The sequence below is a fragment of the Streptomyces sp. BHT-5-2 genome, assembly GCF_019774615.1.
Lineage (GTDB): Bacteria > Actinomycetota > Actinomycetes > Streptomycetales > Streptomycetaceae > Streptomyces.
Genome location: NZ_CP081497.1, coordinates 55,592 through 70,140 on the forward strand (window position 1 = coordinate 55,592; position 14,549 = coordinate 70,140).

11 protein-coding genes and 2 pseudogenes are annotated in these 14,549 nt (G+C 73.5%); 8 read left to right on the forward strand and 5 right to left on the reverse strand.

Features of this window, described 5'->3' with window-relative positions; all coding sequences use genetic code 11:
* Positions 1-394: 394 nt before the first annotated feature.
* The 8 genes and pseudogenes from K2224_RS28185 to K2224_RS40880 form a co-directional block, all read left to right on the forward strand.
* Complete coding sequence (locus tag K2224_RS28185) at positions 395-1,666, forward strand: CapA family protein (protein WP_221910022.1); 1,272 nt, start codon at positions 395-397, stop codon at positions 1,664-1,666.
* Positions 1,667-1,856: 190 nt separating this feature from the next.
* A pseudogene (locus K2224_RS28190) lies at positions 1,857-2,033 on the forward strand (VOC family protein); the annotation flags it as partial.
* A gap of 124 nt (positions 2,034-2,157) precedes the next feature.
* Positions 2,158-2,778 carry a TetR/AcrR family transcriptional regulator gene (locus K2224_RS28195; protein ID WP_221910023.1) on the forward strand — a complete coding sequence of 207 codons (621 nt, stop codon included), beginning with the start codon at positions 2,158-2,160 and terminating at the stop codon, positions 2,776-2,778.
* 269 nt (positions 2,779-3,047) lie between these two features.
* Positions 3,048-4,277, forward strand: coding sequence for a cytochrome P450 (locus K2224_RS28200; protein ID WP_221910024.1), 1,230 nt, complete (start codon positions 3,048-3,050; stop codon positions 4,275-4,277).
* 111 nt (positions 4,278-4,388) lie between these two features.
* A complete protein-coding gene (locus tag K2224_RS28205) occupies positions 4,389-4,583 on the forward strand; it encodes a ferredoxin (protein WP_018542928.1) in 195 nt (64 codons plus the stop codon).
* Positions 4,580-5,914, forward strand: coding sequence for an NAD(P)/FAD-dependent oxidoreductase (locus tag K2224_RS28210; RefSeq protein WP_221910025.1), 1,335 nt, complete (start codon positions 4,580-4,582; stop codon positions 5,912-5,914). Before K2224_RS28205 ends, K2224_RS28210 begins: the two co-directional genes overlap by 4 nt.
* 141 nt (positions 5,915-6,055) lie before the next feature.
* Entirely contained in the window at positions 6,056-8,467 is a 2,412-nt protein-coding gene (gene uvrA / locus K2224_RS28215; RefSeq protein WP_221910026.1) for an excinuclease ABC subunit UvrA, read from the forward strand.
* 80 nt (positions 8,468-8,547) lie between these two features.
* Positions 8,548-8,679: pseudogene (locus K2224_RS40880) on the forward strand (EF-hand domain-containing protein); the annotation flags it as partial.
* Here K2224_RS40880 and K2224_RS28225 read toward each other — a convergent pair.
* The 5 genes from K2224_RS28225 to K2224_RS28245 form a co-directional block, all read right to left on the reverse strand.
* Entirely contained in the window at positions 8,655-11,147 is a 2,493-nt protein-coding gene (locus K2224_RS28225) for a GH92 family glycosyl hydrolase (protein WP_221910028.1), read from the reverse strand. The pseudogene K2224_RS40880 and the gene K2224_RS28225 sit on opposite strands and share 25 nt — an antisense overlap.
* Before the next feature lie 146 nt (positions 11,148-11,293).
* On the reverse strand, positions 11,294-12,733 hold the full coding sequence (locus K2224_RS28230) for an amino acid permease (protein WP_221910029.1): 1,440 nt from the start codon (positions 12,731-12,733) through the stop codon (positions 11,294-11,296).
* A 121-nt stretch (positions 12,734-12,854) separates the two neighbouring features.
* The gene (locus K2224_RS28235; RefSeq protein ID WP_221910030.1) at positions 12,855-13,070 is read right to left on the reverse strand and encodes a dodecin; all 216 of its coding nucleotides are present in this window, start codon (positions 13,068-13,070) and stop codon (positions 12,855-12,857) included.
* A 103-nt stretch (positions 13,071-13,173) separates the two neighbouring features.
* Positions 13,174-13,644, reverse strand: a complete 471-nt coding sequence (locus tag K2224_RS28240) for a universal stress protein (RefSeq protein ID WP_221910031.1) — start codon at positions 13,642-13,644, stop codon at positions 13,174-13,176.
* Between the two features lie 36 nt (positions 13,645-13,680).
* Entirely contained in the window at positions 13,681-14,418 is a 738-nt protein-coding gene (locus tag K2224_RS28245; RefSeq protein WP_221910032.1) for a PAS domain-containing protein, read from the reverse strand.
* Positions 14,419-14,549: the final 131 nt, after the last annotated feature.

Sequence of the window (14,549 nt, forward strand, 5' to 3'; positions counted from 1 at the left end):
CGGTTCCTCGCCCATACCGGGCCACCATGGACGCAGCGGGACGGCTGGTCTGGCTCAACAGACCGGGGGAGCTGTGGTGTTGGGGTGGGGGTCGGCCAACGGCTCTGTCGAACAGTCGCGTTGCGGCTGTGCGGACGGCCGCGGGGTGTGCGCCGATGCGGGGCTGAGGGGGGAGGGGATCTGACGAGCGGGCCGGGAGACGTCCGTCCAACGGGGTGGCGGGGCGGCGCGCCCGTCAGCCGGCCGGTCGGACGGCTGACGGCCGGCTCGGCGGCGGGACCGCGGGCGCCCGGTCGGGTGCTCGATCGGGCGCTCGGTCGGCCGTCCGGGGGAGAGCGCCGGACACCACCGCATACGGTCATTTCCGGCCCGATATGACTGGTATCTGTCGAGGATGAGTGCGTTCACCCGGTATGCGTTATCCGTTCTGCTCGCCGCACTGGCCGTCGGCTGCGGCACCCTGCCCGACGCCCGGCGGCCCGCACCGCGATCCGCCCCCGCGCACACCACGCACCGCCCCACCGCACCGTCGGCCCCGCCCCGCCGCGCCGGAATCCGCCCGGCCGGAGCCGCCCCGAGCAGGCCGTTCACCCTGCTTGCCGCCGGTGATGTCATCCCCGCCCACCCCGAGGCGCTCGGCCGGGCGCAGGGCGACGCGCCGATGGCCGGCGGCTACGACTTCCGGCCGATGCTCCGCGGCATCGCACCCGTCGTCCGCGCCGCCGACCTGGCGCTGTGCCACCTGGAGGCCCCGCTCGGCACGCTCGACGGCCCGTTCACCGGCTATCCGGACCTCCAGGCCCCGCCGCAGGTCGCCACCGCCCTCAAGGCCACCGGCTTCGACTCCTGCGCCACCGCCACCGAGCACGCCCTCGACCAGGGCAGGGGCGGGGTGGTCCGGACCCTCGACGCCCTGGACACCGTCGGCCTGCGGCACACCGGTACCGCCCGGGACGCCGCCGAGGCCGCCCGCCCCACCCTGCTGCGCACCCCCGGCGGCGCGGTGGTGGCCCACCTCGCCTACGCCGACGGCACCGAGGGCGCCCGCCCCCCGAAGGACGCGCCGTGGGCGATCAGTCCCCTCGATCCCGGGCGGATCCTCGCGGACGCCCGGGCGGCCCGCCGGGCCGGCGCCGACGTGGTGGTCGTCAGCCCCTACTGGGGCACCGAGTACCACACCGCCCCCGACGCCCGGCAGCGCCGCCTGGCCCGCATCCTCACCGCCGCCCGCAGCGACGGCCGCCCCGACGTCGACCTGATCGTCGGCAGTCACACCCACACGCCCCAGCCGATCGAGAAGATCCATGGCACCTGGGTCGTCCGGACACCGGACGGCCGACGGGCAGAGGGCGAGATGCACGACACCGGCACCTGGGTCGCCTACGGGCTGGGCGACCTCATGGGAGGCACCCACCACGACGGGAGCGGCAGGATGAGCGCGGCCGCCCGCTTCACCTTCGCCCCGCCGGCCACCCCAGGTGATCGCTGGAAGATCACCAAGGCCGAATTCGTCCCGCTCTGGTGGGACGCCCGGGCGGGCCGCGTGCTGGACGTGGACAAGGCGATCAAGGCCGGACGCCCCGACCTCAAGCCCGTCCGCCAACGCATCCGGCAACTGGTCCTGAGCGGACACGCAGCCAAGGCCGGCCTGACCATGGCCGGATAACGGCCAATGATCGACGGCCGGCTCGTACGGCGACGCCGACCCCCGGCAAGCGGAAGCCCGCACGACACAGCAGCGGCTCGCAAGCGTCCGTCCCCTCCCGCCAAGATGCCGAGTCCTGACGGGAGATGAGAAACAGAGCCCCCTGCCATGGTGCGCCGCTGTCATCGATCAAGCAGTTCCAGGTCACCTTCGACTCTGCGTGCGGGTCGGCACCGGACTCGTGGGTGAGGAGCGCCTGGCCACTCTCGACGCCGAGTGCGCACGACTGCTTCCGCTCGGCGCGGTCCGCGTGCGACTGCTGTACGACGGCCACGATTCGGGCATCGTGATGCAGGACATCGAGGGCAACGAGTTCTGTATCGACTGAGCGTCCGCCCGAGGCGGAGCGCGGTCCTCCGGTAGGGGCCGGCGCCGGGGTGTGAAACCCTGGTGAGGGGCGACGTCCCCGCCGATGAGCAGATCGGCCAGGCCAGGAAAGGAGCCGGAGGGCAGTGAGCGAGAGTGCGGCCGTCCGGCCCCGCAACCCGCGTGGGCAGGGCGAGCGCCTGCGGGAGGAACTCCTGCGGGCGACCGAGCGCCTCCTTGAGGAGGTCGGCAGCGAGGACGCGCTGTCGCTGCGCGCGGTGGCCCGGGAGGCCGGGGTCGCCGCCCCGAGCATCTACCGGCACTTCGCCGACAAGACGGAGCTGGTCTGGGCCACCCTGGAGATCAGCTACGAGCGGCTGGCGCATGCCATGACCGACGCCGCCGGGCAGGCCGACGAGGACGACCCGGTGGCCCGGTTGCGCGCGCAGCTGCGCGCCTACTGCCGCTACGCCATCGAGCACCCGGCCAACTACCGCCTGCTCTACGAGACCCGGCAGACCCCGGTCGGCCCCGAGCGGCTCGCCGGGCACCCGGCCGGGCTGCTGGTGCGCAGCTGGCACCACGCGCTGACCGCCTGCGAGGAGGCCGGCTGGCGGGTGCGGGGCTCGCGTTCCGAGGCGCCGTATCTGCTGTGGTCGGCGGTGCACGGCCGGGTCATGATCTGGCAGGTCCTGCCGAGCCGCAAGGACGCCAGTCGACTGGACGGATTCGTGGAGGAGTTGCTGCAGCTGCTGCTGGAGCGCTGAATCCCGGCGCCCTCCTCCGGCGCCCCCCTCTCGCCAAGATCCGAGGTCCCTCCGAGGCCCCGGCCGCATCGTCGGCCGGGGCCTCGTCGCGTATCCGCCGCCGGGCGGGCGTGCCGTTCCGCCGCCGGGTGGGTCGCGCTGTTCCGTTCCTCACGTTCCACCGGGAACCCCGCGGTGTTTACCCGATCATTACGCATGTAAGTTTACGCTCGTTAGGCGAAGGATCGACGCATGGCGCACACCCGACCGGTGTGCGCGCGAGGAGCGAGATGACCGAGATGATCGACACGACAGTCCCCGCCGCCCCGGCACCGCTGCCCGTGGAACCTCCCAGCGGCTGCCCCTTCCACCCCCCGGCCGAGTTCGGCACCCTGCGCACCGAGGAGCCGATCTCCAGAATCTCGCTCCCCGACGGCAGTTGGGCCTGGCTGGCCACGCGCTACGCCGACATCCGCGCGATCCTCGGCGACACCCGCTTCAGCTCCGACACCACCCTCCACGGCTACCCGCTCAGCGGCATGACCGGCGGCGCCAACACCAAGAACCGCGGCTTCATCCGCATGGATCCGCCGGAGCACACCCGGCTCCGCCGGATGGTCACCCGCGAGTTCATGGTCAAGCGCGTCGAGGCGCTGCGCCCCGAGATCCAGCGCCTCACCGACGAGCTGTGCGACGCGATGGAGCGCCGCGCCGGCGAGCCGGTCGACCTGGTCGAGGCGCTCGCCCTGCCCGTCCCCTCGCTCGTCATCAGCCTGCTGCTGGGCGTCCCCTATGACGACCACGAAGTCTTCCAGCGGCTCACCGGCAAGCTGCTCTCCCGCACCATCGCCGACGAGGAGCGCGAGGCAGCCCGTGCCGAACTCCGCGACTACCTCGATGCGTTGGTCACCGCCAAGGAGCAGGAGCCGGGCGACGACATCCTCGGCCGGCTGATCGTCGAGCAGCAGCGCACCGGCGAGATCAGCCACGCCGACGTCGCCGCCTTCGCCGCCCTGCTGCTGGTCGCCGGCCACGAGACCACCGCCAACATGATCGGCCTCAGCGCCCTGACACTGATGCAGGACCCGGACGCCGCCGAGCGGCTCCGCCGGGACCCGGCGCTGATCCGCGGCGCCGTCGAGGAACTGCTGCGCTTCCACAGCATCATCCGCAACGGCCCCCGCCGGGTCGCCACCACCGACATCGAGGTCGGCGGACAGCTCATCCGCGCAGGTGAGGGCGTCGTGGCGGCGGTCCCGTCCGCCAACCGCGACGACAGCGTCTTCGAAGACCCCGACCGCCTGGACCTCGCCCGGCCCAACGCCCAGCACCATGTCGCCTTCGGGTACGGCATCCACCAGTGCCTCGGCCAGGCCCTCGCCCGGGTCGAGCTCCAGGTCGTGATAGCCACCCTGCTCCGCCGTTTCCCCGCCATGCGGCCCGCCGTGCCCGTCGAGGAGATCCCCTTCCGCACGGACATGGCCATCTACGGCTGCCACTCCCTGCCTGTCACCTGGTGACCGACCGAACTGACCGCACTGACCGAACTGACCGAACTGACCGCACCGGCCACACATGCCGACCCACCGGCCCGACCCACCGACCCGACCCATGCCCACGGAGCCACCACCATGAAGATCACCCTTGACGCCGACAAGTGCTGCGCCGCCGGCCAGTGCGTGCTGATCGCCCCCGAGGTCTTCGACCAGCGGGACGAGGACGGCGTGGTCGTCCTCCTGGACGCCGAGCCGCCCGCCGGGCAGCACGCCGCGGTCCGCGAGGCGGCCGCCATCTGCCCGGCCGCCGTGATCGAGGTGCAGGAATGACGAACCGTCCGATCGCCGTCGTCGGCGCCTCGGCCGCCGGTATCACCGCAGCCGAGGCCCTGCGCCGGGCCGGCTGGGACGGCCCGCTGACCCTGATCGGCGACGAGCCGCACCTCCCGTACGACCGGCCGCCGCTGTCCAAGCAGCTGCTGCACGGCGCCTGGGAGCCGGCCAAGCTGATGCTGCGCACCGAGGAGCAGCTCACTCCGCTCGGCCTCGACCTGCGTCTCGGCACCCGCGCCACCGGCCTCGATGTCGCCACCCGTACCCTCACCCTCGACGGCGGCGAGCGTCTGGCCTGTGCCGGCGTGCTCATCGCCACCGGCGTCGCGGCCCGCACCCTGCCCGCCGCTGAGGGGCTCGCCGGCGTCTTCACCCTGCGCACCCTGGACGACGCGCTGGCGCTGCGCGACCGGTTGTCCGGTGGCCCCCGCCGCCTCGTCGTGGTCGGCAACGGCGTCCTGGGCTGCGAGGCCGCCGCGGTCGCCCGCGAGCTGGGGCACGACGTCACCCTCGTCGGTCGGGAGCCGGTGCCGATGAGCGCAGCCGTCGGCGCGGGTATCGGCGAGCTGCTCGCCGAGGAGCACCGGGCCCGCGGCGTCCGCCTGTTGACCGGCGAGGTCGCCGCGTTCGAGACCTCCACGGACGCGACAGACATGACGGACGCGACGGACGCGACGGACGCGATGGGCGGGGCGGTCGGGCAGGTCAGCGGCGTTCGGCTGGCCGACGGCACCCTGCTCCCCGCCGATGTGGTCCTGCTCGCCATCGGCTCCGAGCCCGCCGTGGGCTGGCTGGCCGACCCGGCCCTGGACACCACCGACGGGCTCGGCTGTGACGCCTACTGCGCCGCCGCCCCCGGGATCTACGCCGCGGGCGACGTGGCCCGCTGGGAGCACCCGGTGCACGGCCGCCCGCTCCGCTTCGAGCACCGGATGAACGCGACCGAGCAGGCCATGGCCGCCGCCCGCAACCTCGTCGCCGAACTCACCGCCGAAGCCGCCGAAGCCTCTGCCGGGGCCGCCGTCGAGGGCGCGAAGCCGCCGGAGCGCCGGCCCTTCGCCCCCGTGCCGTACTTCTGGTCCGACCAGTACGGCCTCAAGCTCCAGGCGTACGGCCTGACCGCCGGCGCCGACGAGGTGGACACCACCGTCCTGAACCACGACGCCCGCCGTGCCGTCGCGCTCTACGGCCGCGCCGGCCGCGCCGTCGGCGTGCTCGCCTGCGCCCTGCCGCCGCGCCAGATACGGGCGCTGCGGGCCGTGGTCGCCACCCCCGTTCCCTGGGAGGAGGCACGCGACCGGGTCCGGGAGGCCACCACCGCCGGCTGACGGCCCCGCCCCTGGGCACGGCTGCCCCGGGCACGCGGACGGCGCCGCAGGCAGGCCGCTCCGTGCCGTGGGCACGCCGGACGATGTCGGATCACGGCGGACGATGTCCGATCACGGCGGATGGTGTCCGATCATGGAGGGATGACCGACTCGTACGTCCGGGTGCGCGGCGCCCGTGAGCACAACCTCCGCGGTATCGATGTGGACATCCCGAGGGACGCGCTGGTCGCGTTCACCGGGGTGTCCGGATCGGGGAAGTCCTCGCTCGCCTTCGGCACGCTCTACGCCGAGGCGCAGCGCCGCTACTTCGAGTCGGTCGCCCCCTACGCCCGGCGGCTGATCCACCAGGTCGGTGCGCCCAAGGTCGAGGAGATCAGCGGGCTGCCGCCGGCCGTCGCACTGGAGCAGCGGCGCTCCGCGCCCACCTCCCGCTCCTCGGTCGGCACCGTCACCACCCTCTCCAACACCCTGCGGATGCTCTTCTCCCGCGCCGGCGACTACCCTCCCGGCAGCACCGAACGCCTCGACTCCGACGCCTTCTCGCCCAACACCGCCGCCGGCGCCTGCCCCGAGTGCCACGGACTGGGCACCGTCCACCGCGTCACCGAGGACTCCCTCGTCCCCGACGCCTCGCTCTCCGTCCGCGACGGCGCCGTCGCCGCCTGGCCCGGCGCCTGGCAGGGCAAGAACCTCCGCGACATCCTCGCCACCCTCGGCCACGACATCGACCGCCCCTGGCGCGAGCTGCCGCCCGCCGACCGCGAGTGGATCCTGTTCACCGACGAACAGCCCGTCGTCACCGTCCACCCGGTCCGCGAGGCCGGCCGCATCCAACGCCCCTACAAGGGCCAGTACATGAGCGCCCGACGCTATGTCCTGCACACCTTCGCCGACTCCAAGAGCGAGACGCTGCGCAAGCGCGTCCGGCAGTTCATGACCGCCGAGCCCTGCCCGGCGTGCGGCGGCCGCAGGCTGCGCCCCGAGGCGCTGGCGGTCACCTTCGAGGGCCACGACATCGCCACCCTCGCCGGCCTGCCGCTGGCCACCCTCGCCGAGCTCCTCCGTCCCACCGCCGCCCGCCCCGGCGACGAGCCGGCACCGGCCCTCGCCCGGGACCTCGTCGCCCGTATCGAAGTCCTCACCGAACTCGGCCTGGGCTACCTCGGCATGGACCGCCCCGCCCCCACCCTCTCCGCCGGCGAACTCCAGCGCCTCCGCCTCGCCACCCAGCTGCGCTCCGGCCTCTTCGGCGTGGTCTACGTCCTCGACGAACCCTCCGCCGGCCTGCACCCCGCCGACACCGAAGCGCTGCTCACCGTCCTGCGCCGCCTCAAGGAGGCCGGCAACACCCTCTTCGTCGTCGAACACGACATGGACGTGGTCCGGCACGCCGACTGGCTCGTGGACGTCGGCCCCCGTGCCGGGGAGCACGGCGGCCGGGTCCTGCACAGCGGCCCGGTCGCCGCCCTCGCCGACGCCGAGCACTCCGCCACCCGCCGCTTCCTCTTCGCCACCGAACCGCCCCCCGCCCGCACCCCGCGCACCCCCACCGGCACCCTGGCCCTGCACGGCGTCACCCTGCACAACCTCCGCGACCTGGACGCGGCCTTCCCGCTCGGCGTCTTCACCGCCGTCACCGGCGTCTCCGGATCCGGCAAGTCGACCCTGGTCACCCGGGTCCTCGCCGAGGCCGTCCAGGAACACCTGGGCGCCGCCGACCCCCGCCCGGACGCCGCCGCCACCGGCCTGGACGCCGTCGACCGGCTGGTCCGCGTCGACCAGAAGCCCATCGGCCGCACCCCGCGCTCCAACCTCGCCACGTACACCGGCCTGTTCGACGCCGTCCGCAAGGTCTTCGCCGCCACCGACGAGGCCCGCGCCCGCGGCTACACCGCAGGACGGTTCTCCTTCAACGTCCCCGCCGGCCGCTGCGAGACCTGCCAGGGCGAGGGCTTCACCGCCGTCGAACTCCTCTTCCTGCCCGGCACCTACGCCCCCTGCGCCGACTGCCACGGCGCCCGCTACAACCCCGAGACCCTCCAGATCACCCACCGCGACCGCACCATCGCCGACGTGCTGGGCCTGACCGTCGACGACGCCGCGGAGTTCCTCGCCGACGTCCCCGCCGCCGCCCGCAGCCTGCGCACCCTGAAGGACGTCGGGCTCGGCTATCTGCGGCTCGGCCAGCCCGCCACCGAACTCTCCGGCGGCGAGGCCCAGCGCATCAAACTCGCCACCGAACTCCAGCGCGCCCGCCGCGGCCACACCCTCTACCTCCTCGACGAGCCCACCACCGGCCTGCACCCCGCCGACACCGAGGTGCTGCTGCGGCAGCTGCACGGCCTGGTCGACGCGGGCAACACCGTCGTGGTCGTCGAGCACGACATGGGCGTGGTGGCGGGCGCCGACCACGTCATCGACCTGGGTCCCGGCGGTGGCGCGGAGGGCGGCCGGATCGTCGCCGCCGGCACCCCCGCGGAGGTCGCCGCCGCCCCCGGCAGCCGCACCGCCGGCTATCTCGCCCGCCGGAGGGCGCACCGGGAACGTTCTTGACGGTCCGCTAATGTACGCGGGTCAGCACACCCCGCGGTCCGCAGCACAACGGGCCGCGGCACGACGAAGGGGCACCACCCGTGGCAGACATAGAGCAGGCCAGGGCCACGTTCGTGAAGTTCGACGCGGACGGCGACGGCCGGGTCACGCCGGACGAGTTCAAGCGCGCGATGGCCGAGATGGGCGATCACCTGGTCACCGGCCCGATGGCCGAAGCGGTCATCCGGGCCAAGGACTCCGACGGCGACGGCCTGATGTCCTTCGACGAGTTCTGGACGTCCGTCCAGGGCTGAGGAGCCGAGGCGAGCGCCCCCGGCGTCCCCACCGGCGGCGGGGCCGCCCGCTCGCCGGTGCCCCAGCGGGACGGCTCCGACCCGACGGAGAAGGCCAGTTCACGGCCGGCGCGCAGCTCGGCGGTGGTCAGATAGGTGCGGTCCAGGGGCACGCCGGCCAGCCGCACGGAACGGATGTAGCGGCGGGCGGGCGAGGTGCCCGGGGCCTCGATGGTGAAGCGGCCGGCAGGGTAGTACCGCCGGTCCAGGGCCAGTTCCACCCGGTCGAAGACCGGAGTGCTCAGGCCCCAGGTGTCGGTGCCCGGCTGGACGGGGAAGACGCCGATCGACGAGAGCACCATCCACGCCGACATGGTGCCCAGATCGTCGTTGCCGGTCATCCCGGCCGGGCCGTCGGTGAAGAGGGTCAGCGCGGCGTGCACCACGTCCGTGGTCTTCCAGGGCTCACCGGTGGAGAGATAGGTGTACGGGGCGATCAGGTCGGGCTCGTTCTGCGGGTTGTACTTGTCGGCGTGGTCGTAGTCGTAGGGCCCGTTCACCCACACCTCGCGTGCGGTCCGCGCCGGGTCCGCGAGCAGCTTCCGGTAGGCGAAGAAGGAGTCCAGCCGGTCCGTGGCCCGCTGCCGGCCGCCGAGCAGCGCCATCATCCCCGGCAGGTCCTGCGGCACCAGCCACTGGTACTGCCAGGCCGTGCCCTCGTGGAAGCCCTCGCTGCGGGCCGGATCGGCGGGGCCGGTGAAGGCCCCCGAGGCGTCCCGGGCCCGGAAGAAGCCGGTGGAACGGTCGAACAGCGTGCGGTAGTCGAGCGCCCGTGCCGCGTACCGCTCGGCGTCCGCGCGGTGGCCCAGATCGTGCGCGACCTGCGCCAGCATGGCGTCCGACAGGGCGTACTCCAGCGTCGCCGAGGCCCCGTGGTCGAAGTCGGAGTCACCGGGCTTGGTGTGCGGGCGGCCCTTGATGTACGGCACATAACCGTGCTGGACATACGCCGGGTTGGCCTCCCGGCCGACGGCGGGGGAGTCGGCCGGCGGCACCCCGTCGGCGTTCTTCCGCAGCGCCGCGTACGCCTCCTCCTCGTGGCCCGCCAGCAGCCCCTGCCGGAAGGCGTTGGTCAGGAACGGGGTCACCGGATCGCCGGTCATGATGTTGGTCTCGACGGTGCCGTAGCCCCACTTGGGCAGCCAGCCGCCCTCCTTGTCGACGCGCAGCACCGACAGCGCCATGTCGCGCGCCTCCCGCGGCGCGAGCAGCGACAGCAGCTGGGTCTGGGTGCGGTAGGTGTCCCACAGCGACCAGTTCTGGTAGTAGGTGAACCCCCGTGCGCGGTGCGGGCGTTGGTCCCAGCCGGTGTAGCGGCCGTCCACGTCGGTGCCGATGTTCGGGGCGAGGAACGACCGGTAGAGCGAGGAGTAGAAGGTCCGCCGCAGCGTCCGGTCGCCGCCCCGGACGCGCACCACGCGCAGCCGCCGCTCCCAGGCCGCGTCCGCCGCCGCCCGCGCCCGGTCGAAGGAACTCCCGCCCTCCGCCGCGAGGTTGCGGGCGGCGCCCGCCGCGTCCACGTAGCTGAGCGCGGTGGTGGCCGTGACGACGCGGTCCCGGCGGGTGTCGAACCGGACGTAGGCGCCGTGCCGGCCGGGCGCGGTGGAGTCCCGCGACCCGGGCGTGACGGTGTCGCCGCGCCAGGTCCCGTACGCGGTGAACGGCCGGTCGAAGCGGGTGAGGGTGTACAGCGTGTACGGGCGGGTGTCCTGGCAGAAGCCGCGGCCGGTGATCGTGGTGCGCACGGTGCGGGAGTCCAGCACCTCGACGCGGGTGGAGACCGTCCGGTGCAGCGACTGGCCGGAGTTGAGCAGCACATTGGCCTTGTCGGTGGCCGGGAAGGTGTAGCGCTGCCGGCCGGTGCGGGCGGTCGCGGTCAGCTCGGCGGTGATCCCGCCGTACGAGGTCAGCCGGACGCGGTAGGAGCCGGGCCGGGCCGACTCGCCGTCATGGGTGTACGCGGCGGCGTACTTCGCGTTGTCGGTCGCGCCGATGTCGCCCGTGGTCGGCAGCACCGGCAGGTCGCCGCCGAGCCCGCAACCGACGCCGGAGACGTGCACCGCGCCGAAGCCGCGGATGTGGTGCTGGTCGTAGTCGTAGCCGGTGGAGTGCCCGGTGTCGGGGGAGAGCTGCACCATGCCGAACGGCACCGCGGCCCCGGGGTAGGTGTTGCCCTCGTTCCGGCTGCCGATGAAGGGGTTGACGAGGTCGGTGAGGCGGCCGCCGGGCGGCTCGGCCCCCGCGTCGGGCGCGGCGCGGGCGGCCGGGGAGGCGAGCACGCTCCCGAGGAGCACGGCCGCCAGCACCGCGCCCGCGGTCCGCGGCCGGCTGCGTCGGGTCCAGGGCATGGGCAGACCTCCGGAAGGGCCGACAACGTTGTCGGAGCGGGCTCATTCTTCGGCCCGCGCACAGGCCCGTCAAGGGGCCCCGATGCGCCAACGCGCTTGGCCCGCCCATTCCTTGCGCCCCGGCAGCCCCACCGGACCCCGGCCCGTCAGCCCCGCTCCGCCGCCGTCCCCTGCGTCGTCGCCAGCGCCGACTTCCGGTAGGAGTACGAGAAGTAGACGACCAGGCCGACCAGGAACCACACCGCGAAGCGCACCCAGGTCTGCCACTCCAGGAAGGTGATCAGCCACAGCGAGAAGCACACCCCGATCGCCGGGACCACCGGCATGCCCGGCGTGCGGAAGGTGCGGGGCAGTTCGGGGCGCTTGTAGCGGAGCACGATCACCGAGACGCACACCACCACGAACGCCAACAGGATGCCGATGTTGGTCAGTTCGGCGGCCTCGCCGATCGGCAGGAAGCCCGCGATCAGCGCGGACGCCGCCCCGACGATCCAGGTGACCCGCACCGGCACGTGGTGGGTGGCGCTGGTCTTCGCGAACCACCTGGGCAGCAGCCCGTCCCGGCTCATCGAGAACCACACCCGGGTCACCCCCAGCATGAAGGTGAACATCACGGTCAGGATGCCGATGATCGCGCCGACCGCGATCACGTCCGCCAGCGCGTCCAGCCCGACCGACTTGAACGCGCTGGAGAAGCCGCTCTCCGGGTCGATCTGCCGGTAGCTCTGCATACCCGTCAGCACCAGGCAGGCCAGCACGTACAGCACCATCGAGGCGGCCAGCGAGTACAGGATGGCCCGGGGCATGTGGCGCTGGGCGTCCCGGGACTCCTCGGCGGCGGTGCTCATCGCGTCATAGCCGAAGACCGCGAAGAACACGGTGGCCGCGCCGGTGAACGCGCCGCTCACCCCGAACGGGAAGAAGGGCCGGTAGTTGGCGGTGTCGATGTGCAGGAAGCCGACCACGACGACGATCAGGACCACCAGCACCTTCAGCCCGACCACGAACGTCTCGAACCGTGCGGCGTTCTTGATGCCCAGTGTCAGCAGGTACGCGATCAGCAGGCACAGCACCGCCGCGAAGAGGTCCACCCGGTGCCCGGTGCCGGTGCCCGGCGCGCCCAGCATCCACCGCGGCAGTTCGACGCCCGACGCGCCGAGCAGGAAGCCGAAGTAGCCGGAGATGCCGATCGCGACCACCGCCACGATCGCGGTGTACTCCAGCAGCAGGTCCCAGCCGATGAACCAGCCGGCGAGTTCGCCGAGCACCGCGTAGCCGTAGGTGTAGGCCGAGCCGGCCTTCGGGATCAGCCCGGCGAACTCGGCGTACGAGAAGGCCGCCGCCGCGCTGGCCACGCCCGCGACGAGGAAGGAGACCAGCACCGCGGGGCCGGCCTTCTCGTGCGCCACGGTGCCGGCCAGCGTGAAGATGCCGGCGCCGATGATCCCGCCCACGCCGATCGCGGTCAGCTGCCACAGCCCCAGCTCACGGGTGAGCTGCTGGCCCGCGGTGCCCTCCGGCTCCTCGATGTGCTCGATGGGTTTGCGGCGCCATACGCCCTCTCCCGCGCGCAGCAGGCGTGCCATGGGTGATCCCTCCGTACGCTCGGTACGTGCCCGTCGTGGTCCGACGGCGGATCATCATGGACTGCCGGCGGCGCCGTACGAAGGCGACGCGGCGGCGGGGGCCCATTCGGCCCCGGGGGCTTCAGCCCGCGTCCTCCAGCCGGAAACCGACCTTCAGACCGACCTGGTAGTGGTCGATCCGGCCCTCGACGATATGGCCGCGGACCTGCGTGATCTCGAACCAGTCGAGATTGCGGAGGGTTTCGGAGGCGCGCTGGACGCCGTTCCGGATCGCGGCGTCCACGCTCTGCTGGGACGTCCCCACGATCTCGGTGACGCGATAGGTGCGGTCGGTCACGGTGGTCTCCCTCGCCGGGGGCGGCGCTCCGCCCGTCCACCCTCCACCGTGCCTCAGCCCGGCCCGGCCCACCAGCGGAGCCGGACGCGGGCCGACCTGGTCCCTACGGCACCACCGTGACCGGCCACCGGCCGGCCTTCACCAGGCGGACCGCGACCGAGCCCATGATCCGGTGCCCGGCCGACTCCGAGGCGCCGACCACCACCGCGTCCGCCTTGAGCTCGTCGGCCATCTGCACCATGCCGTTGTACGGGTCGCCGCGCAGGGTGTGGAACTCCCACCGCAGATGGAATATCCCGTCCACCCGCTCGGTGGCGTCGCGGATCTCGGCCATCAGCTCCTCGGCCACCTCGTTGGTGGCGTCCATGACCGGCGCGCCCATCGCGGCCCCGGTGGCCAGCACCGGCTGGACGTAGACCAGCACCAGCTTCGAGCCCTGCCGGCGCGCCAGTCCGGCCGCGTACGCCGCGGCGCGCCACGACGAGTCGGAGCCGTCGACGCCGACGACGATGACCTTCGGGCCGTCCGTTCCGCGCTCGAACGGCGCGGCTGCGTTGTCCTCGTTGTCCTCCACAGCAGCGAGGTTATCCGCACTCCCGTGCCGTCGAACTCACGGGCCGGGGGCGGGCCCGTCGCCGCCCCCGGGCACCGCGGGCGCCGGCGGCCAGTGGTCCGGGTCGAGCACCCCCAGTACGTACGCCCTGGCCACCAGCGCGGTGCGGCCCTGGACGCGCCAGCGCCGGGCCAGCCGGGTGAGGTGGTAGTTCACCCCGTCGACGGTCAGGCCCAGGGCGCCGCCGATCGCGGCGGTGGTCGCGCCGCCGGCCGCCAGCGCCAGGATGCGGGCCTCCACAGGGCTGGTGGCGGCGCGCGGCGCGGGCGGCGGCGCGGTGGGCTCGTGCACCCTCAGCAGGGCCAGCAGCGCCGGCGGGTCCGCGGACGGGTCGCCGACCGGATCGATCGTCAGCTCGCCCTGCCGCTCCGGTTCGCCGGGCGCGGTCCGCCAGCGCACCTCGACCGGATACCGGGACCGGCGGCCCAGCCGCAGCGCCTCCATGACCCGGGCGACCTGCGCCCGGTCGCGCGGCCGGAAGCGGTCCAGCAGATTGCGGCCGCGCAGCTGCCCGGGGACCGCGCCCCACTGCTCCGCCATCGCCGGGTTGGCGATCAGCACCTCGCCGTCGGCCCGGCACACCGCGATCGGGGTGGGGATCCGGTACAGCAGCATCACGAAGTAGTCGCGGTAGGCGCCGACCGGGGGCGGGCCGGCCGACTGCGCTGCCGCCGGGCGCTCGTCGTCCGCGCCCGCACCGTCCCCGGATTCCCCGCCGCACGTCGCGCCGCCCATCGCCCGCCTTCCGTCCTTCTCCCGTGCCGTCGGCCGTCACTGCCCCATCCGTGCCCCGCACGCAAGTATCCGTGGCGACAATCCACTGCACAATCATGCAGTTTCCATGGCCGGGAGCGGCCGCCGGGCCG